This window comes from Pseudomonas sp. MB-090624 (assembly GCF_003205245.1).
In the GTDB taxonomy this organism is placed as follows: domain Bacteria; phylum Pseudomonadota; class Gammaproteobacteria; order Pseudomonadales; family Pseudomonadaceae; genus Aquipseudomonas; species Aquipseudomonas juntendi.
In genome coordinates, this window is sequence record NZ_QJRK01000041.1 from 17,255 (window position 1) to 36,740 (window position 19,486).

16 protein-coding genes are annotated in these 19,486 nt (G+C 63.7%); 12 read left to right on the forward strand and 4 right to left on the reverse strand.

Annotated elements, in window-relative coordinates; translation table 11 throughout:
- The first annotated feature begins 99 nt into the window (after nucleotides 1-99).
- The 9 genes from gltR to DMX12_RS21250 all read left to right on the forward strand — a co-directional run bounded on the left by gltR (nucleotide 100) and on the right by DMX12_RS21250 (nucleotide 10,509).
- Nucleotides 100-825, forward strand: coding sequence for a two-component system response regulator GltR (gltR, locus tag DMX12_RS21210; protein ID WP_110679388.1), 726 nt, complete (start codon nucleotides 100-102; stop codon nucleotides 823-825).
- The gene (locus DMX12_RS21215) at nucleotides 806-2,260 is read left to right on the forward strand and encodes an ATP-binding protein (RefSeq protein WP_054881599.1); all 1,455 of its coding nucleotides are present in this window, start codon (nucleotides 806-808) and stop codon (nucleotides 2,258-2,260) included. Before gltR ends, DMX12_RS21215 begins: the two co-directional genes overlap by 20 nt.
- Nucleotides 2,261-2,417: 157 nt before the next feature.
- On the forward strand, nucleotides 2,418-3,665 hold the full coding sequence (locus DMX12_RS21220) for an AGE family epimerase/isomerase (protein WP_029885494.1): 1,248 nt from the start codon (nucleotides 2,418-2,420) through the stop codon (nucleotides 3,663-3,665).
- Nucleotides 3,666-3,771: 106 nt separating this feature from the next.
- Nucleotides 3,772-5,058, forward strand: a complete 1,287-nt coding sequence (locus DMX12_RS21225; RefSeq protein WP_110679389.1) for an ABC transporter substrate-binding protein — start codon at nucleotides 3,772-3,774, stop codon at nucleotides 5,056-5,058.
- Nucleotides 5,059-5,236: 178 nt separating this feature from the next.
- Nucleotides 5,237-6,145 carry a carbohydrate ABC transporter permease gene (locus DMX12_RS21230; RefSeq protein ID WP_009683405.1) on the forward strand — a complete coding sequence of 303 codons (909 nt, stop codon included), beginning with the start codon at nucleotides 5,237-5,239 and terminating at the stop codon, nucleotides 6,143-6,145.
- On the forward strand, nucleotides 6,138-6,995 hold the full coding sequence (locus DMX12_RS21235; RefSeq protein WP_009683406.1) for a carbohydrate ABC transporter permease: 858 nt from the start codon (nucleotides 6,138-6,140) through the stop codon (nucleotides 6,993-6,995). The genes DMX12_RS21230 and DMX12_RS21235 overlap by 8 nt, the downstream gene beginning before the upstream one ends.
- A 3-nt stretch (nucleotides 6,996-6,998) precedes the next feature.
- On the forward strand, nucleotides 6,999-8,153 hold the full coding sequence (locus tag DMX12_RS21240) for an ABC transporter ATP-binding protein (protein WP_110679390.1): 1,155 nt from the start codon (nucleotides 6,999-7,001) through the stop codon (nucleotides 8,151-8,153).
- Between the two features lie 40 nt (nucleotides 8,154-8,193).
- Complete coding sequence (locus tag DMX12_RS21245) at nucleotides 8,194-9,537, forward strand: carbohydrate porin (RefSeq protein ID WP_054890317.1); 1,344 nt, start codon at nucleotides 8,194-8,196, stop codon at nucleotides 9,535-9,537.
- Nucleotides 9,538-9,654: 117 nt separating this feature from the next.
- Nucleotides 9,655-10,509, forward strand: a complete 855-nt coding sequence (locus DMX12_RS21250; RefSeq protein ID WP_110679391.1) for a D-hexose-6-phosphate mutarotase — start codon at nucleotides 9,655-9,657, stop codon at nucleotides 10,507-10,509.
- Here DMX12_RS21250 and hexR read toward each other — a convergent pair.
- Nucleotides 10,502-11,365 (reverse strand): DNA-binding transcriptional regulator HexR, encoded by an 864-nt coding sequence (hexR, locus tag DMX12_RS21255; protein ID WP_172828429.1) that lies wholly within the window; start codon nucleotides 11,363-11,365, stop codon nucleotides 10,502-10,504. The genes DMX12_RS21250 and hexR overlap by 8 nt on opposite strands.
- Nucleotides 11,366-11,576: 211 nt before the next feature.
- Between hexR and zwf the strand changes: the two genes are divergently transcribed.
- From zwf to DMX12_RS21270, 3 genes are read left to right on the forward strand one after another with little or no spacing between them, the layout of a single operon-like run.
- Nucleotides 11,577-13,046, forward strand: coding sequence for a glucose-6-phosphate dehydrogenase (gene zwf / locus DMX12_RS21260; RefSeq protein ID WP_110679392.1), 1,470 nt, complete (start codon nucleotides 11,577-11,579; stop codon nucleotides 13,044-13,046).
- Nucleotides 13,033-13,746, forward strand: a complete 714-nt coding sequence (gene pgl, locus DMX12_RS21265; RefSeq protein ID WP_110679393.1) for a 6-phosphogluconolactonase — start codon at nucleotides 13,033-13,035, stop codon at nucleotides 13,744-13,746. The genes zwf and pgl overlap by 14 nt, the downstream gene beginning before the upstream one ends.
- Before the next feature lie 17 nt (nucleotides 13,747-13,763).
- Nucleotides 13,764-14,444 (forward strand): bifunctional 4-hydroxy-2-oxoglutarate aldolase/2-dehydro-3-deoxy-phosphogluconate aldolase, encoded by a 681-nt coding sequence (locus DMX12_RS21270; protein WP_009683413.1) that lies wholly within the window; start codon nucleotides 13,764-13,766, stop codon nucleotides 14,442-14,444.
- 710 nt (nucleotides 14,445-15,154) lie between these two features.
- On the opposite strand, the gene leuA is transcribed toward DMX12_RS21270, so the two are convergent.
- The 3 genes from leuA to xseA form a co-directional block, all read right to left on the reverse strand.
- Entirely contained in the window at nucleotides 15,155-16,828 is a 1,674-nt protein-coding gene (gene leuA, locus DMX12_RS21280) for a 2-isopropylmalate synthase (RefSeq protein WP_009683414.1), read from the reverse strand.
- Between the two features lie 422 nt (nucleotides 16,829-17,250).
- On the reverse strand, nucleotides 17,251-18,078 hold the full coding sequence (locus tag DMX12_RS21285) for a M23 family metallopeptidase (RefSeq protein ID WP_110679394.1): 828 nt from the start codon (nucleotides 18,076-18,078) through the stop codon (nucleotides 17,251-17,253).
- A 3-nt stretch (nucleotides 18,079-18,081) separates the two neighbouring features.
- Nucleotides 18,082-19,461, reverse strand: coding sequence for an exodeoxyribonuclease VII large subunit (xseA, locus tag DMX12_RS21290; RefSeq protein ID WP_110679402.1), 1,380 nt, complete (start codon nucleotides 19,459-19,461; stop codon nucleotides 18,082-18,084).
- Nucleotides 19,462-19,486 lie beyond the last annotated feature (25 nt).

Genomic DNA, 19,486 nt, shown 5'->3' on the forward strand with positions numbered 1-19,486 from the left:
GCTTTGCGGCCCATCGGGGGCAAGCCCGCGAAGGGCTGCAAAGCAGCCCCAATAAAAACAGGCAGCAAAGACCTGTAACCAAGAAGAGGAAGGACCACCTTGAGCACTGCCGGCAAATCGATCCTGATGGTCGACGACGACCAGGAAATCCGTGAACTGCTGCAAACCTATTTGAGCCGCTCCGGCTTCCAGGTGCATGCCGAAGCCGACGGCGCGGGCTTTCGCCGCGCGCTGGAAAGCAGCCCCTGCGACCTGGTCATTCTCGATGTCATGTTGCCCGATGAAGATGGTTTCAGCCTGTGCCGCTGGGTTCGGCAGCATCCGCGCCGGGCGCGTGTGCCAATCATCATGCTCACTGCCAGTTCCGATGAAGCCGACCGGGTCATCGGCCTGGAGCTGGGTGCCGACGACTACCTGGGCAAACCGTTCAGCCCGCGCGAGCTGCAGGCGCGGCTAAAGGCCCTGCTGCGCCGCGCCGAGTTTGGCCAGGCGGCGCCGGGGAGCGCGGTGCTGGCCTTCGATGACTGGCGCCTGGACACGGTCAGCCACCGGCTGTTCCACCGCGATGGTGAGGAGGTGATTCTCTCCGGTGCCGACTTCGCACTGCTCAAGCTGTTCCTCGACCACCCACAGCAAATCCTCGACCGCGACACCATCGGCAACGCCACCCGCGGCCGCGAGCCGATGCCGCTGGACCGTATCGTCGACATGGCGGTCAGTCGCCTGCGCCAGCGCCTGCGCGACACCGATAAACCTCCCCGGCTGATCCGCACCGTGCGCGGCAGCGGTTACCTGTTGGCGGCGCATGTCTGCTGTGCGCCCTGAGCGGCGCTGGCGCTTGCTGCCCCGCTCACTGCTGGGGCGCATGCTGCTGCTGACCCTGCTGGTGGTGCTGCTGGCCCAGGGGTTGTCGAGCATCATCTGGGTTTCCCAACTGCGCGCCAGCCAGTTGCAGGGGTTGCGGGCCAGTGCCAGTAGCCTGGCCCATTCGATGAGCGCCAGCGTCAGTTACTTCCGGTCGTTGCCAGTGGCCTACCGGCCGCTGGTGCTCGACCAGTTGCGCAGCATGGGCGGCACGCGGTTTTTCGTATCGCTCAATGCTACCCCGCTGGACATGCAGGCGTTGCCCGTCACGGCGCGCAAGCAGGCGGTGATCGATGTATTCCAGCAGGTGTTGCACGAGCGCCTGGGGTCGCAGATGGAAATTTCCGTCGAGTTCGTCGGCCCTGACGAGCTGCGCATCTTCAACAGCGGCCTCAAGCTCGACGAGCTGCCACGCTCGTGGGCGCATTACTCGCTGACGCTCGAGCCCCTCAAGCCACCGGTGCTGGTCACGCAGATCCGCCTGGGTGAGGGGGAGTGGCTGTACATCGCCTCGTTGCTGCCCGAGCCGTATACAGGCCTGGAAGCCGAACGCCTGCCACGCCAGCAGGTGGGGTTCATGGTGCTGACCACGGCCTTGCTGCTGCTGTTCATCGGCTTGTTGGTGCACTGGCAAAGCTGGCCACTCAAACGCCTGGCCCGGGCCGCGCGGGAAATGTCGCTGGGCGCTGATGTGGCGCCGCTGGCGGAAGGTGGCGGCAGCGAAGTGGTCGAGGTGAGCCGGGCATTCAACAGCATGCGCGAGCGTATCAGCCGTTACCTGACCGAACGCAGCCAGTTGTTCAGCGCCATATCCCACGACCTGCGCACACCGATAACCCGCCTGCGCCTGCGTGTCGAGCTGTTGGAAGACGAGCGCCTGCAAGCCAAGTTCAGCCAGGACCTGGACGAGCTGGAGCTGCTGGTCAAAGGCGCCCTGCAATGCGTGAAGGACACCGACATCCACGAGAACATCGAGCCCGTCGACCTCAATCAGGTGCTGGATATCCTGGCCGAGCCTTACCTGGCCGATGGTCGCGTCACTGTGTACGGCAAGGCGCTTGCACCGTACCCCGGCAAACCTCTGGCCCTGCGGCGCTGCATCGGCAACCTGATCGACAACGCCATCAAGTACGGCGAACGGGCGCAACTGCGTATCATCGACAGCGCCGAGGGCTTTGTGCTGCAGGTGGATGACCAAGGGCCGGGGGTACCCCAGCAGCAGCTGGAGCAGGTGTTCGAGCCACACTTCCGCCTGGCCGCCCAGCAACAGGGTTACGGGCTGGGGTTGGGGATTGCACGCAATATTGCCCATAGCCATGGCGGCGAGGTGAGTTTGCTGAACCTGCGCGACGGCGGGCTGCGGGTAACCTTGTTCCTGCCGCGAGGCATGGACTGATTTTCCGTGTTGCCTGCAAGGGCCGCACGGGTTTCAAGGTTTGCACTCAGGTCACTCAATTGTCACTGGCCAGTGACAATCCCGGCTTCCTTCGTGACATCTGCCTCGACCCCGCTGGCTAGAATTCGCACACGACTGGCAAGGATAAAGCTGGCTCATGAATACCCACCTACTGCCCTCCACCAGCTGGCTGAAAGCCCCGGCTCATACCGCCTGGCGCCTAGCCGAGGCCCAGCGGCTGCTGGCCTTTGCCAAAGCCGCGAAACGCCCGGACGGCTTCGGCAACCTGGATGCCAAAGGCCAACTCGCCGCTGGTGCCCGCGCCGAAACCATGAACACGGCGCGCATGACCCACTGTTTTGCCCTGGCTCACCTGCAAGGCATTCCAGGCTGCCTGGCCTACGCCGAGCACGGCGTGGCCGCCCTGCGCGGCGCCATGCAGGATGCCAGCTATGGGGGCTGGTTCGCTCACCCCGACGGCCAGCAGGACAGCGGCAAGGCCGCCTACCTGCATGCCTTCGTCGCCCTGGCCGCCAGCTCTGCCGTGGTGGCGGGCGCCGCCAGTGCCAGGGGCCTGCTGGCAGACGCCACCGAGGTGATCGAGCGGCATTTCTGGAGCGAAGCCGAAGGTGCCCTGCAAGAGGCTTACTCCCGCGCCTGGCAGTTGCCCGAGCCGTACCGTGGCGCCAACAGCAACATGCATGCGACCGAGGCGTTCCTGGCCCTGGCTGATGTCACCGGCAACACGCTGTGGCTGCAACGCGCGTTGCGTATCGCCGAACGCATCATCCATACCCATGCCGCCGGTAGCGGTTACCGGGTGATCGAACACTTCGACGTGCACTGGCAGCCTGTGGCGGACTACAACCACGACCACCCCGCCGATCATTTCCGGCCCTTTGGCACCACGCCTGGGCACGCCCTGGAATGGGCGCGGTTGCTGCTGCACCTGGAGGCCAGCCTGCAACGTGCCGGGCTGCCGGCACCGCAGTGGCTGGCAGAAAGTGCCAGCGGGCTGTTCGAGGCCGCCTGCCAGCACGCCTGGAACGTCGATGGCGCAGAGGGTTTCGTCTACACCCTGGACTGGGCCAACCGCCCGGTGGTGAATGCGCGCCTGCACTGGGTGCACGCCGAAGCGTGCGCCGCCGCCGCGGCCTTGTTGCAGCGTACCGGCGAGGCCCGTTACGAGCAGTGGTACCGCACCCTCTGGGGGTTTATCGCCAACCACTTCATCGACCCTGTGGCGGGCAGCTGGCACCACGAACTCGATAGCAACAACCGGCCGGCCGGGACCATCTGGCCGGGCAAGCCCGACCTCTATCACGCCTACCAGGCGCTGCTGCTGCCAGGCTTGCCGCTGGCGCCCAGCCTGGCCAGCAACCTGGGCAGCAATGTAACCAAATGATGACATTCACGCATCGCTTCGTTACCTGACGGGGCGGGTACGCTGTTTAGACTCCATGCAACGCAAGCGTTTGACTTGCACGCATAACAACAAGAAAGGTGCTTCGATGAATTCCAAACTCTGTCTCGCCGCTGCTATCTCGCTCGCCTCCTTACTGCCGCTGGGCGCCAGCGCCGCCGAAAGCAAAGGCAGTGTAGAGGTGGTGCACTGGTGGACCTCTGGCGGTGAAAAAGCAGCGGTCGATGTGCTCAAGGCGCAAGTCGAGAAAGACGGCTTCACCTGGAAGGACGGTGCCGTTGCCGGCGGCGGCGGGGCCACCGCCATGACCGTACTCAAGAGCCGCGCAGTCGCCGGCAACCCACCCGGTGTGGCGCAGATCAAGGGCCCGGACATCCAGGACTGGGCGGCCACCGGCCTGCTCGATGCCGATGTGCTCAAGGACGTGGCCAAGGAAGAAAAGTGGGACTCGCTGCTCGACAAGAAGGTCGCCGATACCGTGAAGTACGACGGTGACTACGTTGCCGTGCCGGTCAACATCCACCGTATCAACTGGCTGTGGATCAACCCCGAAGTCTTCAAGAAAGCCGGCATCGACAAGGCGCCCACCACCCTCGACGAATTCTATGCCGCCGCCGACAAGCTCAAGGCCGCCGGCTTCATTGCCCTTGCCCATGGCGGCCAGCCTTGGCAGGACAGCACCGTGTTCGAAAACGTGGTCCTGGCAGTGATGGGCGCCGATGGCTACAAGAAGGCCTTGGTCGACCTCGACAGTGCCACCCTGACTGGCCCGCAAATGGTCAAGGCACTGACCGAGCTGAAAAAGATCGCCACCTACATGGACCAGGATGGCAAGGGCCAGGACTGGAACCTGGAAGCGGCCAAGGTCATCAACGGCAAGGCCGGCATGCAGATCATGGGTGACTGGGCCAAGAGCGAATGGACCTTGGCGAAGAAAACCGCCGGCAAGGATTACCAGTGCGTCCCATTCCCCGGCACTGACAAGGCCTTCCTGTACAACATCGACTCGCTGGTGGTGTTCAAGCAGAACGACGCCGGAACATCCGCCGGGCAGCAGGACATCGCGCGCAAGGTGCTGGGCGAGGACTTCCAGAAGGTCTTCAGCATCAACAAAGGGTCGATTCCGGTGCGTAACGACATGCTCGGCAACATGGGCAAGTATGGCTTCGACAGCTGCGCGCAAACCTCCGCCAAGGACTTCCTCGCCGACGCCAAGACGGGCGGCCTGCAGCCAAGCATGGCGCACAACATGGCCACCACGCTGGCCGTGCAGGGCGCGTTCTTCGATGTAGTGACCAACTACATCAACGACCCCAAGGCCGACCCGGCCGATGCGGCGAAGAAGCTGGCGGCGGCCATCAAGGCGGCCCAGTAAAGGCTGACGCGGTCCCGTTGTAGGAGCGGCCTTGCGTCGCGATGGGCTGCGCAGCAGCCCCAAACCTGCGCACTCGATCTTTCAGGTAGGTGTCGAACTTGAGTCCTCAGGGCTGCGCTGCAGCCCATCGCGACGCAAGGCCGCTCCTACCCGGAGTGCAGCGCCTTTGAGGTGAACCATGACAACAACTACCGCCCAATTGCGGGCCTCACCCCTGGACGCGCTGCAGCGCTGGCTACCCAAGCTGGTGCTGGCACCGAGCATGTTCATTGTGCTGGTGGGCTTCTACGGCTACATCCTCTGGACGTTCGTGCTGTCCTTCACCACCTCGACCTTCCTGCCCACCTACAAGTGGGCGGGCCTGGCGCAATATGCCCGGCTGTTCGACAACGATCGCTGGTGGGTGGCCAGCAAGAACCTGCTGCTGTTCGGCGGCCTGTTCATCGCCATCAGCCTGGCCATTGGCGTGTTGCTGGCGGTATTGCTGGACCAGCGCATTCGCCGCGAAGGTTTTATCCGGACCATTTACCTGTACCCCATGGCCCTGTCGATGATCGTTACCGGCACCGCCTGGAAGTGGCTGCTCAACCCTGGCATGGGCCTGGACAAGCTGCTGCGCGACTGGGGCTGGGAGGGCTTTCGGCTGGACTGGCTGATCGACCCGGACCGGGTGGTGTACTGCCTGGTAATCGCCGCCGTGTGGCAGGCATCGGGCTTCATCATGGCCATGTTCCTGGCCGGGCTGCGCGGGGTTGACCAATCCATCATCCGCGCTGCGCAGATCGACGGTGCCAGCCTGCCACGCATTTACTGGACAGTGGTGCTGCCCAGCCTGCGCCCGGTGTTTTTCAGTGCGCTGATGATTCTTTCGCACATTGCCATCAAGAGCTTCGACCTGGTGGCGGCGATGACCGCCGGTGGCCCGGGTTACTCATCCGACCTGCCGGCCATGTTCATGTACTCGTTCACCTTCAGCCGCGGCCAGATGGGCATGGGCTCTGCCAGCGCCATCCTGATGCTCGGCGCGATTCTGGCGATCCTCGTGCCTTACCTGTACTCGGAGCTGCGGAGCAAACGCCATGCATAGCGCATCGAATAGCCCTGCCGAAAAACCGGCACTGAGCCTTGGCCGTATCGCCATCCATGGCGTGTTGCTGATTGCCGTGCTGCTGTACCTGGTGCCGCTGGTGGTGATGCTGCTGACCAGCTTCAAAACCCCGGAAGACATCAGCACCGGCAACCTGCTGAGCTGGCCCGCGGTGATCACCGGCATTGGCTGGGTCAAGGCCTGGGGCACGGTCAGCGGTTACTTCTGGAACTCGATCATGATCACCGTGCCGGCGGTGCTGATCTCCACCGCCATCGGCGCGTTGAACGGCTATGTGTTGTCGATGTGGCGCTTCCGCGGGTCGCAGCTGTTCTTCGGGCTGCTGCTGTTCGGCTGCTTCCTGCCATTCCAGACAGTGTTGCTGCCGGCCTCGTTCACCCTCGGCAAGCTTGGCCTGGCCAGTACCACCAGTGGTTTGGTGCTGGTGCACGTGGTCTACGGGCTGGCCTTCACCACCCTGTTCTTCCGCAACTTCTACGTGAGTATCCCGGATGCGCTGGTCAAGGCGGCGCGCCTGGATGGCGCCGGGTTCTTCACCATTTTCCGCCGCATCATCCTGCCGATGTCGACGCCGATCATCATGGTCTGCCTGATCTGGCAGTTCACCCAGATCTGGAACGATTTCCTGTTCGGCGTGGTGTTTTCCAGCGGCGACTCGCAACCGATCACCGTGGCCCTGAACAACCTGGTGAACACCAGCACCGGCGCCAAGGAATACAACGTCGACATGGCGGCGGCGATGATCGCCGGCCTTCCAACCCTGCTGGTCTACGTGGTGGCAGGCAAATATTTCGTGCGCGGGCTGACGGCCGGCGCAGTCAAGGGGTAAGTCATGGCAACGCTCGAACTGCGCAATGTAAACAAGACCTACGGCACCGGCCTGCCCGATACCCTCAAGGACATCCAGCTGTCGATCAGCGACGGCGAGTTCCTGATTTTGGTTGGCCCGTCGGGCTGTGGCAAATCGACCCTGATGAACTGCATCGCCGGCCTGGAGCAGATCACCGGCGGGGCCATTCTCATCGACGGGCAGGACGTCAGTGGCATGAGCCCCAAGGACCGCGACATCGCCATGGTGTTTCAGTCCTACGCGCTGTACCCGACCATGAGCGTGCGCGAAAACATCGAATTTGGCCTGAAAATCCGCAAGCTGCCGCAGGCGGCAATCGATGAAGAGGTGGCGCGGGTGGCCAAGCTGCTGCAGATCGAGCACCTGCTGGCGCGCAAACCGGCGCAGCTGTCGGGCGGCCAGCAGCAGCGCGTGGCCATGGGCCGGGCGCTGGCGCGGCGGCCGAAGATCTATCTGTTCGACGAGCCGCTGTCCAACCTGGACGCCAAGCTGCGGGTCGAGATGCGTACCGAAATGAAGCTGATGCACCAGCGCCTGAAGACTACCACCGTGTACGTCACCCATGACCAGATCGAGGCCATGACCCTGGGCGACAAGGTTGCGGTGATGAAAGATGGCATCATCCAGCAGTTCGGCACCCCGCAACAGATCTACAACGACCCGGCCAACCAGTTTGTCGCCAGCTTCATCGGCTCGCCGCCAATGAACTTCATTCCGGCCCGCCTCAAGCAACAGGATGGCCGCCTGCTGGCGCTGCTCGACAGCGGCCAGGCGCGCTGCGAGCTGCCCTTGGGGCTGGCCGCCAATGAACAGGATGGCCGTGAAATCCTGCTGGGCATCCGCCCTGAGCAGATCGCCCTGGGGGCCAGCGAGGGCAACGGCCTGCCGGCCATTCGTGCCGAAGTGCAGGTCACCGAACCCACCGGGCCGGACCTGCTGGTGTTCGTCACCCTCAACCAGGCCAAGGTGTGCTGCCGGCTGGCGCCCGATGTGGCCTGCCAGGTTGGCGACAACCTCAACCTGCAACTGGACCCGGCGCGGGTGCTGCTGTTCGACGCCAACAGCGGCGAGCGGCTGCACCTGGCCAGCACTGCCGCAGCCACCAAGGACAACGTGGCTCACTTCAAAGGCCGTTAATTCGTCTACATCATCAATAAGAAAAAGAGGACGCAAAGGGATGGAACAGCGCAAACGTATCAAGACATTGGGGTCGCTGGCATTGCTCGCCGTGGTTGGCAGCGCCAGTGCACAAGCTGCCGAGGCATTTTCCAGCGAATCGAAGTGGATGACCGGCGACTGGGGCGGCACCCGTACCGAGCTGCTGGACAAGGGCTACGATTTCACCCTCGATTACGTGGGTGAAGTGGCCGGTAACCTGCATGGCGGCTACAACGACGACAAAACCGCGCGCTACAGCGACCAGTTCGCCCTTGGCGCGCACCTGGACCTGCAAAAGATCTTTGGCTGGCACGATGCCGAATTCAAGCTGGCGATCACCGAGCGTAGCGGCCGTAACCTGTCCAACGACCGCATCAGCGACCCGCGCGCCGGGCAGTTCAGCTCGGTGCAGGAGGTGTGGGGGCGCGGCCAGACCTGGCGCCTGACCCAGATGTGGGTCAAGCAGAAGTACTTCGACGGCGCACTGGATGTGAAAGTCGGCCGCTACGGCCCGGGTGAGGATTTCAACAGCTTCCCGTGCGACTTCCAGAACCTGGCCTTCTGCGGCTCGCAGGTGGGCAACTGGGTAGGCGGCATCTGGTACAACTGGCCGGTCAGCCAGTGGGCGCTGCGGGTGAAGTACAACATCACCCCGGACTTCTTCGTGCAGGTCGGTGCCTTCGAGCAGAACCCCTCCAACCTGGAAACCGGCAACGGCTTCAAACTCAGTGGCAGCGGCACCAAGGGCGCGATCCTGCCGGTGGAGGCGGTGTGGTCACCCAAGGTCAATGGCCTGCCGGGCGAGTACCGCCTGGGCTACTACTACAGCACCGCCAAGGCCGACGATGTCTACGACGACGTCAACGGCAACCCGCAGGGTCTCACCGGCAACGCGTTCAAATCGCACTCCAGCAAGCATGGCTGGTGGGTGGTGGCGCAGCAGCAGGTCACCGCCCATGCCGGGGACGTGAACCGCGGCCTCAGCCTGTTCGCCAACTTCACCGTGCACGACAAGGCCACCAACGTGGTCGACAACTACCAGCAGGTGGGGTTGGTGTACAAAGGCGCGTTCGACGCCCGGCCCAAGGATGACATCGGCTTTGGCGTGGCACGCATCCATGTGAACGACGACGTGAAGAAGCGTGCCGAGCTGATCAATGCGCAGAACGGCATCGACGATTACGACAACCCAGGCTTCATGCCATTGCAGCGCACCGAGTACAACGCCGAGCTGTACTACGGCTTCCACGTCACCAACTGGCTGACCGTGCGGCCCAACCTGCAGTACATCAAGAGCCCGGGTGGGGTTGACCAGGTGGACAATGCGCTGGTCGCCGGCTTGAAGATTCAGTCGTCATTCTGAGGGCAATTGTTGTAAATTTACGCCAATCCATTTTCGGCGCCCGGCACCCACTGCCCTGCAGTGGGTGTTGGGGATAGGCCGAGACAGCGCTACCTCAAACAAAAAGAGCTCTGACCCATGCCTGAACATCCGCTCCATCGCTTCTTCACCTCGCAGCGGTCGCGGCCGACATTCGAGTGGGAGCGTTACCAGCAGCGCGATGTACTGATCATCGACCACCCCCGTTGCCAGGCGGTATTCAGCCGCCAGGGCGCGCAACTGCTGCATTTTCAGCCGGCGGGCGAGCGGCCTTGGCTGTGGTGCGCCGAGCAGTGGCCCCAGGTGGGGGCGATACGCGGTGGTGTGCCGGTGTGCTGGCCGTGGTATGGCCGCCACCCCAGCGAAGACCTGTGGCCGGCGCATGGCTGGGCGCGGTTGCTGGACTGGAAGCTGGTGGACAGCCGCGAGGACGAGGAGGGCGTAAGCCTGAAGTGGCAATTGGACCTGTGCGACTGGCAGGTCGACCTGCATGCCCGGTTGGGCAGCCGCATGGAGCTGAGCCTGAGCACCGAGCACCAGGACAGCCAACCCTGCCAGTTGAGCCATGCCTTGCTGGCCTACTGGCGTATAAGTCACGTTTCCGAGATAGCGCTGTCTGGGCTGGAGGATATCCAGGGTTATGACCGGCTCAACCGTCAGGCCTGCCGCGAGGACGGTGCGCTGAAGCTCAAGGGCGGCTGCCAGAAGGTCTACCCGGGCACGCCGCGGGTACAACTGCAGGACCCGGCCTGGCAGCGCGAGCTGTGCATCGACACGGGCGACAGCGACGACACGGTGGTCTGGCACCCGGGCAATCGCCCGTTGATGGGCGTGACCGGGCGGGAATGCCAGGGCTTTGTCTGCGTCGAGGCGGCCAGTGGCAGCGGCGAGGGCCTGAGCCTGGCGCCGGGGCAGCGTGCCCACCTGCGTTTGCAGGCGCACCGGCTCAGTTGAGTTCGTCGTCCTCTATCGGGTAGCGGCTGGCGTTCAGGCTTTCCTTGATCTTGCGCAGGTGCGGCTGGAAATCCACGCCACGGCGCAGGGTCATGCCGGTAGCCAGGACATCGAGCACGGTCAGCTGAATGATGCGCGAGGTCATTGGCATGTAGATGTCGGTGTCTTCGGGCAGCGGGATATGCAGGCTCAGGCTGCAGGCGTTGGCCAGGGGCGAGCCGGCGGCAGTCAGGCCCAGTACCGAGGCACCGTTTTCGCGGGCCAGGCGTGCCACATCGACCAGTTCGCGGGTGCGCCCGGTGTAGGAAATGATCACGAACAGGTCACCGGTGTGGGCCACCGAGGCCAGCATGCGCTGCATCAGCACGTCGGCATGGGCCGATACTGCCAGGTTGAAGCGGAAGAACTTGTGCTGTGCATCGAGAGCCACCGGGGCGGAGGCGCCAAGGCCGAAAAAGTGGATTTGCCGGGCCTGGATCATCATGTCCACGGCACGGCTGACCTGCATCGGGTCCAGTTGCTGGCAGGCACTGTCGAGTGAGGCAATGGCGCTGGCGAAGATTTTCTGGGTATAGGCCGCCGGGTCATCGTCGGCCTCTACTGCGCGGCTGACATAGGCGGCGCCGCTGGCCAGGCTCTGTGCCAGTTGCAGCTTGAGCTCGGGGTAGCCGCTGACGCCGAACGAGCGGCAGAAACGGTTGACGGTCGGCTCGCTGACCTTGGCCGCCTGGGCCAGCGCAGCGATGCTGAAACGGGTGGCTTGTTGCGGGTTGAGCAGGATGACTTCGGCGACTTTGCGTTCGGCCTTGTTCAGCTCGTCGAGGCGTCCCTGGATCTGTTCCAGGAGGTTTCGCACGCGGTCCATGGGTATGTCCTTGGGTCGGGAAGACAGCCGGCTGTGGGAGCAGCAGGCTTTTTGCACGGTCGTCTATCGTACTGTCGGTGCGGTTGGTGTACCACTTGTCTGTAACACTTGTGTGTAATGTTGTGGTTTTTACTACATTTCCCCTTGAAAACCGTATGTGAAAGCGGTATTCCTAGACCAACTTTAGGAAAGAACCAACATCATGGCTGCAATCAGTGTCGAACCTTGCACCTTTGCCCTGTTTGGCGCCCTCGGCGACCTGGCGCTGCGCAAGCTGTTTCCTGCGCTGTACCAACTCGACCGCGCCAATCTGTTGCACCCGGACACCCGTCTGCTGGCGCTGGCGCGTGAGGCCGGCAGTGCGCAGGCGCACCTGGATCACATCGAAGCGCACCTGCGCCGGCATGTGCCCGAGGCCGATATCGAGCCGGTTGCACTGGGGCGCTTCCTCGCCCGGCTGAGCTACCTGCACCTGGACTTCCTGCAGCCTGAAGGCTATCAGGCGCTGGCCGAGCAGTTGCCCGGCGAGCTGCCGTTGATCGCCTACTTTGCCACCGCCGCGGCTGTATACGGTGCCATTTGCGAGAACCTCGACAAGGCCGGCCTGGTGGCGCGCACCCGGGTAGTGCTGGAAAAACCCATTGGCCACGACCTGGAGTCGTCACGCCGGGTCAACGACGCTGTCGCCCGGTTCTTCCCGGAAAGCCGGGTCTACCGTATCGACCACTACCTGGGCAAGGAGACCGTGCAGAACCTCATTGCCCTGCGGTTTGCCAACAGCCTGTTCGAAACCCAGTGGAACCAGAACTCCATCTCCCATGTGGAGATCACCGTTGCCGAAAAGGTCGGTATCGAAGGCCGCTGGGGCTACTTCGACAAGGCCGGGCAACTGCGCGACATGATTCAGAACCACTTGCTGCAGCTGCTGTGCCTGATCGCCATGGACCCGCCCAGCGACTTGTCTGCCGATGCCATCCGCGACGAAAAGGTGAAGGTGTTGAAGGCACTGGCACCGATCACGGGCGACGCCCTGAGCACCCGCGTGGTGCGTGGCCAGTACATTGCCGGCTACAGCGACGGCAAGCCGGTACCGGGCTACCTGGAAGAAGACAATGCCAACGCGCAGAGCGATACCGAAACCTTCGTCGCCCTGCGTGCCGACATTCGCAACTGGCGTTGGTCGGGCGTGCCGTTCTACCTGCGCACCGGCAAGCGCATGCCGCAGAAGCTGTCGCAGATCGTTATCCACTTCAAGGAAACCCCGCACTACATCTTCGCCCCGGAACAGCGTTTGCAGGTGGGCAACAAGCTGATCATCCGCCTGCAGCCGGATGAAGGCATTTCGTTGCGGGTGATGACCAAGGAGCAGGGGCTGGACAAGGGCATGCAACTGCGCAGTGGCCCGCTGCAACTGAATTTTTCCGATACCTGGCGCAGTGCGCGGATTCCGGATGCCTACGAGCGGCTATTGCTCGAAGTGATGCGCGGCAACCAGAACCTGTTCGTGCGCAAGGATGAAATCGAGTATGCCTGGAAGTGGTGCGACCAGTTGATCGCCGGCTGGCGTAATGCGGGCGATGCGCCCAAGCCTTACGCGGCCGGCTCCTGGGGGCCGATGAGCTCGATTGCACTGATCACACGCGATGGGAGGGCGTGGTATGGGGATATCTGAACTGAAACTGCCAGCGGTCGTGAACGTACACGAGTTGGCAAACGCCGAGGCGCTGGCCGCCACTCAGGCCCACGACGTGGCCGAGCGCCTGCGCGCGGCGGTCGCTGCCAAGGGGCAGGCCTGCGTGGTGTTGTCCGGTGGCCGCAGCCCGGTGCCCTTCCTGGAAAAACTGGCCAGCGAAGCGCTGGACTGGGCCAAGGTCACCGTCAGCCTGGCCGATGAACGCTGGGTGCCGGTAGAGCACGCCGACAGCAATGCGGGCCTGCTGGCCCGTCACCTGTTCCAGGGTAATGCAGCCAAGGCCCGCTTCATTGGCCTGTACCAGCAGGCGGAAAACCTCGACGCCGCCGCACTCATGGCCGACCAGGCGTTGGCCGAGCTGCCGCAGATCGACGTGCTGGTGCTGGGCATGGGGGACGATGGCCATACCGCTTCGCTGTTCCCGGCCAGCCCGAACTTGGAAGCAGGCCTGGACCTGGCTGGCCAACGTCGCTGCCTGCCGTTGCTGGCGCCCAGCGTGCCGCACCAGCGCCTGTCGATGACCCGCGCTTTGCTGGCCAGTGCCGGCTTTACCGCGCTGGCCGTGCAGGGCCAGGGCAAACTCGCCACCCTGCGCGCCGCGCTGGCTGGCAACGACCTTACCGAAATGCCGATTCGCGCTTTTCTTCACGCCCCCCTGGACATCTACTGGTGCCCATGAGCCAAGGATCCACAGTCATGACCACCCTTGAACGCCCACAGTCCAAGCTCTCGATGGCCGACAAAGCCGCGCGGATCGACGCCATTTGCGAAAAGGCGCGCATCCTGCCGGTAATCACCATCGCCCGTGAGGAAGACATCCTGCCGCTGGCTGACGCACTGGCTGCTGGCGGTATCCGTACCCTCGAAGTGACCTTGCGCTCACCGCTTGGGCTGAAGGCCATCGAGGTACTGCGCAAGCAGCGCCCGGAGCTCTGCGTGGGCGCCGGCACTGTTCTGGACCGCGGTATGTTCGCCGCCGTTGAAGCCGCAGGTGCACAATTTGTCGTCACCCCAGGCATTACCCCGGAGCTCCTCCAGGCCGGGGTGGACAGCGAGATCCCGCTACTGCCAGGCATCAGCACGCCGTCTGAAATCATGCTGGGGTATGCCCTGGGCTACCGTCGCTTCAAGCTGTTCCCTGCGGAAATCAGCGGTGGCGTGGCGGCGATCAAGGCGTTCGGCGGGCCTTTCGGCGATATCCGCTTCTGCCCAACCGGTGGTGTGAACCCGGCCAATGTGCGCAATTACATGGCCTTGCCCAACGTGATGTGTGTAGGGGGCACCTGGATGCTTGACAGCAGCTGGATCAAGAATGGCGATTGGGCGCGGATCGAAGCGTGCAGTGCCGAGGCGATGGCGCTAGTGGACGCCAACTGAATTTGTTGTGTGCTTTACGGCTTATGGGGCGCTTGGTCGGCGCCCCTTTTTTTGCCTGGCTTTCGTGCAGCGCCGGGTGCACCGCGTCCCCTGTGGGAGCGGGCGCGCCCGCGAAGCATCCAGCGCGGTGCATGGCACCGGCTGCGCCGGTGTTCGCGGGCACGCCCGCTCCCACAGGGCCGCGCCGGGCTTATGGATCGAGTTCTCTGCGCGACCGCGCGACCCGTAGGGCCGTGTGATCTCTCACAGGAATACCGCAGAGCTCAAAGCCTGTGCAGTCCCCTGTGGGAGATTCTATGGTTCCTGGCAAGGGTAGCCGCTGCATCTTCAGTGCCTGTGAGATTGAGCGCCGCCCGCGCGGCGCATCGCGAGCTGCGCTCGCTCCTACGTTTGTTTCGGGCCAATTATTCCTGTGGGATTTGCGCGCGAACGCCTTGGAGCATGCCTCAAAATCGCGTCGTACGAACAAGGCGGCCGCGCGCATCTGGGACAGGGGTTACTGGCCCGAAACAAACGTAGGAGCGAGCGCAGCTCGCGATGCGCCGCGCGGGCGGCGCTCGCTCTAACAGGCGCTGCATACCTTGTGGCAAACACCTGTCAGCCCTGATGCGATCCTCGTGGGAGCTGGCTTGCCAGCGATAGGGCCAGTACAAGGCCAACAAAAAAGCCCGCATCAAACGATGCGGGCTTTCTCATTCAGCAGGCAGGGCTCAGGCCGCTTTGGCTTCCTGCTGGCTCAGCGAGCGGTTCAGGGCGCTGAACAGTGCCTTGAAGCTGGCGGTGGTGATGTTTTCGTCGATACCCACACCGTGCACCGGGCGGCCACCGGCCACCCGCAATTCGATGTAGGCCGCCGCCTTGGCGTTGGTGCCAGCACCAATCGCGTGCTCGTTGTAGTCCATGATTTCCACGGCAACCGGCAGGCCGGCAACCAGGGCTTCCAGGGCGCCATTGCCCTTGCCGCGCCAGTGCAGGGTGGTTTCACCTTCGCCGGCGACTTCCACTTCCACGGCGCTATGGCCGTTTTCTTCCTGCAGGCGGTGGCTGACCAGGGCGTATGGCGCGTTGGCCTGCAGGTATTCCTTGTGCAGCAGGCTGTAGATTTGCTGAGCGGTCATTTCCAGGCCCAAACGGTCGGTTTCACCCTGCACAACCTGGCTGAACTCGATCTGCATGCGGCGCGGCAGGCTGATACCGTACTCCTGCTCGAGCAGGTAGGTGATGCCGCCTTTGCCCGACTGGCTGTTGACGCGGATGACCGCCTCGTAGCTGCGGCCGATATCGGCCGGGTCGATCGGCAGGTACGGCACTTCCCACAGCTCGCCTTCCTGCTGCTTGGCGAAGCCCTTGCGGATGGCGTCCTGGTGCGAGCCGGAGAACGCAGTGTGCACCAGGTCGCCGACATAAGGGTGGCGTGGGTGCACGGGCAGCTGGTTGCACTCTTCGACCACCTTGCGCACGCCGTCGATGTCGGAGAAGTCCAGCAGCGGGTCGATACCCTGGGTGTACAGGTTCAGTGCCAAGGTCACCAGGTCGACGTTGCCGGTCCGCTCGCCGTTGCCGAACAGGCAGCCTTCGGCGCGATCGGCGCCGGCCATCAGGCCCAGTTCGGTGGCGGCAATGCCGGTGCCACGGTCGTTGTGGCAGTGCAGGCTGATGATCACGCTGTCGCGGCGGCTGACATTGCGGCAGAACCATTCGATCTGGTCGGCGTAGATGTTCGGCGTGGAGACTTCCACGGTGGCCGGCAGGTTGAGGATGACCTTGTGCTCTGGCGTCGGGTTCCACACCTCGATGACCGCGTCGCACACTTCCTTGGCGAATTCCATTTCGGTCGCGCTGAAGGTTTCTGGCGAGTACTGGAAGGTCCAGTGGGTTTCGGGCTGCTGGGCGGCATACTTGACGAACAGCTTGGCGGCGTTCACCGCGATGTCTTTCACGCCTTGCTTGTCCTGGTTGAAGACAATGCGGCGGAACGCCGGGGAGGTGGCGTTATACAGGTGGACGATGGCCTTTTTCGCGCCACGCAGCGACTCGAAGGTGCGCGCGATCAGGTCTTCACGGGCTTGGGTGAGCACCTGGATCGTGGTGTCGTCCGGGATGTGGCCGTCTTCGATCAGGGTGCGCACGAAGTCGAAATCGGTCTGCGAGGCAGACGGGAACGCCGCTTCGATTTCCTTCACGCCCACCTGGACCAGGGTCTTCCAGAAGCGCAGTTTCTTCTCCGAATCCATCGGCTCGATCAGCGACTGGTTGCCATCACGCAAGTCGGAGCTGCACCAGATGGGCGCTGCGGTGATGGTCTTCGACGGCCAGGTGCGGTCAGGCAGGTCGATAGTCGGGAAGGCGCGGTATTTTTTCGAAGGGTCTTTGAGCATGGACATGGAAGCAATCCTTTTGTGTGCGGCCGAAATCGGGCCTGCCGAGCGATAACAAGATGAAGAGGCGAGGCGACGCGATTCAGCCTGGTAGTCGTGCGCTGACCAGGCTGAGGCTGCGATGTTGTCGGAGCAGGATGAGGGTGCTGAAGGTTTTCATGCCTTCAAACTTAACCAGTGGGGTGGGGGATGGCAAGCGTTCGGAAAAAATTGAGAGGAATGCTTAAAAAAAGCGTATGAGCGAGATTTTATGGCTGGATTCGCCCGTGGGGTTGTTCATTGTTGCGCGGTAGTTTTAGCTGGCGCAACACAGTGGAACCCCGTTGACCTATTCTCGCCTCATCGCCGGCAAGCCAGCTTCCACAGCACTGTCAAATGGCTGGAACGCTGTGGAGGCGGGGTTTGTCGACGAGGCTGGCACTGCGGTCTCAGGGCTGAAACGCCCCGATGAAAATCGCCGGATCCACCCGCGCGTCATTCAGGCTCACGTTCCAGTGCATGTGCGGCCCGGTAGCCCGCCCGGTTGAGCCCACGCGCCCGACTACCTCGCCCCGGCGCAGTTGCTGGCCCACCTGCACATCGATCTTCGACATGTGGCAGAACATGCTGATGAAGCCCTGGCCGTGGTCCACGAATACCGTACGGCCATTGAAGAAGTAATCTCCCACCAGAATCACCTTGCCATTGGCCGGGGTCTTGATGGGCGTACCTGCCGGCACCGCGAAGTCCAGCCCGGCATGCGGGTTGCGTTCCTCGCCATTGAAAAAGCGACGCACGCCGAACTTGCTCGACAACGGGCCGTTGACCGGCTTGTCGAGGATCAGGTTGCTGGGCAGGGCAGGGCTGAAGCTGCGGTAGGCCTTGATCTGCTCAGCCAGCTCGCGGTCGATGCGCTTGAGGTCGGCGGGGTTCGGGTTGACCTGGCGGGTGTTCTTCAGGGTAATGCGCTGTTCGGGGTACTTTTTGCTACCCACGCTGAACGGCAGGTTGCGCTCGCCTTGGCTGAGCACGGCAGTACCCGGCTTCTGGGTCAGCGGGATTCCGACAATGGCCAACCAGTTGTCCTGCTCCTTGACCACCAGCACCGGCTTGCCGTCGAAGCGCGCTTCGGGGGCGCTGGCGGCAGGGCCGAGGTTGACCACCGCCACGCCGCCGGGCACCGGCTTGTTCAGCGCACGCGTGATGTAACTGGCCTGGGCGCCGCCGGCCAGCAGTAACAGGGAAAGGGCGAACAGGGAGGCAAGCAGGCGGGGCATGTGTCAGTCCAATAGCGAAAGGGTGACCGGAGTCAGGTGATTGTCTTCCACGCGCACCAGCAGCTCGCCCTGGTCCAGGCGTGCCGTAAGGCGTTGGCCGTTGCGGGTCTGTTCGGCGCTGCGAATCGCCTGGCCCTGGTCGTCGAGCAGGATGCTGTAGCCGCGCGCCAGTGTGGCCAGCGGGCTGACCACCTGCAGCGTCTGCAGCTGGGCCTGGAAGCGCTGGCGGCGGTCCTTGAGCAGTTCACGCATGGCCCGTGGCAGGCGCTCGGCCAGGCTGTCCAGGCGCTGGGCCAGCAGTTTCAGGTTGCGCCCCGGGTGTTGCGCAGCCAGGCGGGTTTCTGCCCGCGCCAAACGCTCACGGCGCTGGTTGAGGCTGAGCAGGAACGCCCGGCGCAGGCGCATGTCCAGGTCGTCCAGGCGCTGGGCCTGCTGGCGCAAGCGCTCGCCTGGGTGGCGCAGGCGCCTGGTCAGCGAGTCCAGGCGCAGGCGGTCATGGCTCAGGCGGTTCTGCATGCGCAGCAACAAGCGCCGCTGCAGCCCATCCAGGCGTTGGCGAATGCCACTGCTGTCGGGCGCCAGCAACTCTGCGGCGGCAGACGGAGTGGGGGCGCGCACGTCTGCCACGAAGTCGCTGATGGACACATCGGTCTCGTGACCCACGGCGCTGACTATCGGTGTGACGCAGGCAGCCACGGCGCGGGCCACGGCTTCTTCGTTGAAGCACCACAGGTCTTCCAGCGAGCCGCCACCACGGGCCAGGATCAGCGCATCGAAGCCAAGGCCGTCGGCCAGGCGGATGGCACGCACGATCTGGGCGATGGCCTCGCGGCCCTGTACCGCCGTGGGAATCAGGTTCAGTTCCACCTGCGGGGCGCGGCGGCCGAACACACTGATGATGTCGCGGATCACCGCGCCGGTGGGGGAGGTGATGACACCAATGCGTTGCGGGTGGGCAGGCAAGGGTTTCTTGCGTTCGGCGCTGAACAGCCCTTCGGCACCGAGCTTTTCCTTCAAGGCCTCGAATGCCAGGCGCAGCGCGCCATCCCCCGCCGGCTCGACGGTGTCGAGAATCAGCTGATAATCACCCCGGCCCTCGAACAGCGAAACCTTGCCCCGCACCCGCACCGCCAGGCCATCGCGCAGCGCTTGGCGCACCCGCGTGGCGCTCTGCCGGAACAGGGCGCAGCGTACCTGGGCACCGCTGTCCTTGAGTGTGAAGTACATGTGGCCAGACGCCGGGCGGGCGAGGTTGGAAATCTCGCCTTCCACCCACACGCTGCGGAATACGTCCTCGAGCAGCACGCGGGCGCGGCCGTTGAGTTGGCTGACCGTCAGGACCTCGCGGTCCAGGCCGAGTCGTTCGAAAGGGTCTCTGATCATGGCCGGCATCATACCCTACCGGGCG

Bases quoted from the DNA above. Each gene is read 5' to 3' on its own strand.
- xseA (WP_110679402.1), bottom strand. From the start codon at position 19,461: ATGATCAGAGACCCTTTCGAACGACTCGGCCTGGACCGCGAGGTCCTG.
- DMX12_RS21215 (WP_054881599.1), top strand. From the start codon at position 806: ATGTCTGCTGTGCGCCCTGAGCGGCGCTGGCGCTTGCTGCCCCGCTCA.
- pgl (WP_110679393.1), top strand. From the start codon at position 13,033: ATGGGGATATCTGAACTGAAACTGCCAGCGGTCGTGAACGTACACGAG.
- DMX12_RS21250 (WP_110679391.1), top strand. From the start codon at position 9,655: ATGCCTGAACATCCGCTCCATCGCTTCTTCACCTCGCAGCGGTCGCGG.
- DMX12_RS21285 (WP_110679394.1), bottom strand. From the start codon at position 18,078: ATGCCCCGCCTGCTTGCCTCCCTGTTCGCCCTTTCCCTGTTACTGCTG.
- DMX12_RS21225 (WP_110679389.1), top strand. From the start codon at position 3,772: ATGAATTCCAAACTCTGTCTCGCCGCTGCTATCTCGCTCGCCTCCTTA.
- DMX12_RS21245 (WP_054890317.1), top strand. From the start codon at position 8,194: ATGGAACAGCGCAAACGTATCAAGACATTGGGGTCGCTGGCATTGCTC.
- DMX12_RS21230 (WP_009683405.1), top strand. From the start codon at position 5,237: ATGACAACAACTACCGCCCAATTGCGGGCCTCACCCCTGGACGCGCTG.
- zwf (WP_110679392.1), top strand. From the start codon at position 11,577: ATGGCTGCAATCAGTGTCGAACCTTGCACCTTTGCCCTGTTTGGCGCC.
- leuA (WP_009683414.1), bottom strand. From the start codon at position 16,828: ATGTCCATGCTCAAAGACCCTTCGAAAAAATACCGCGCCTTCCCGACT.
- DMX12_RS21220 (WP_029885494.1), top strand. From the start codon at position 2,418: ATGAATACCCACCTACTGCCCTCCACCAGCTGGCTGAAAGCCCCGGCT.
- DMX12_RS21235 (WP_009683406.1), top strand. From the start codon at position 6,138: ATGCATAGCGCATCGAATAGCCCTGCCGAAAAACCGGCACTGAGCCTT.
- DMX12_RS21240 (WP_110679390.1), top strand. From the start codon at position 6,999: ATGGCAACGCTCGAACTGCGCAATGTAAACAAGACCTACGGCACCGGC.
- DMX12_RS21270 (WP_009683413.1), top strand. From the start codon at position 13,764: ATGACCACCCTTGAACGCCCACAGTCCAAGCTCTCGATGGCCGACAAA.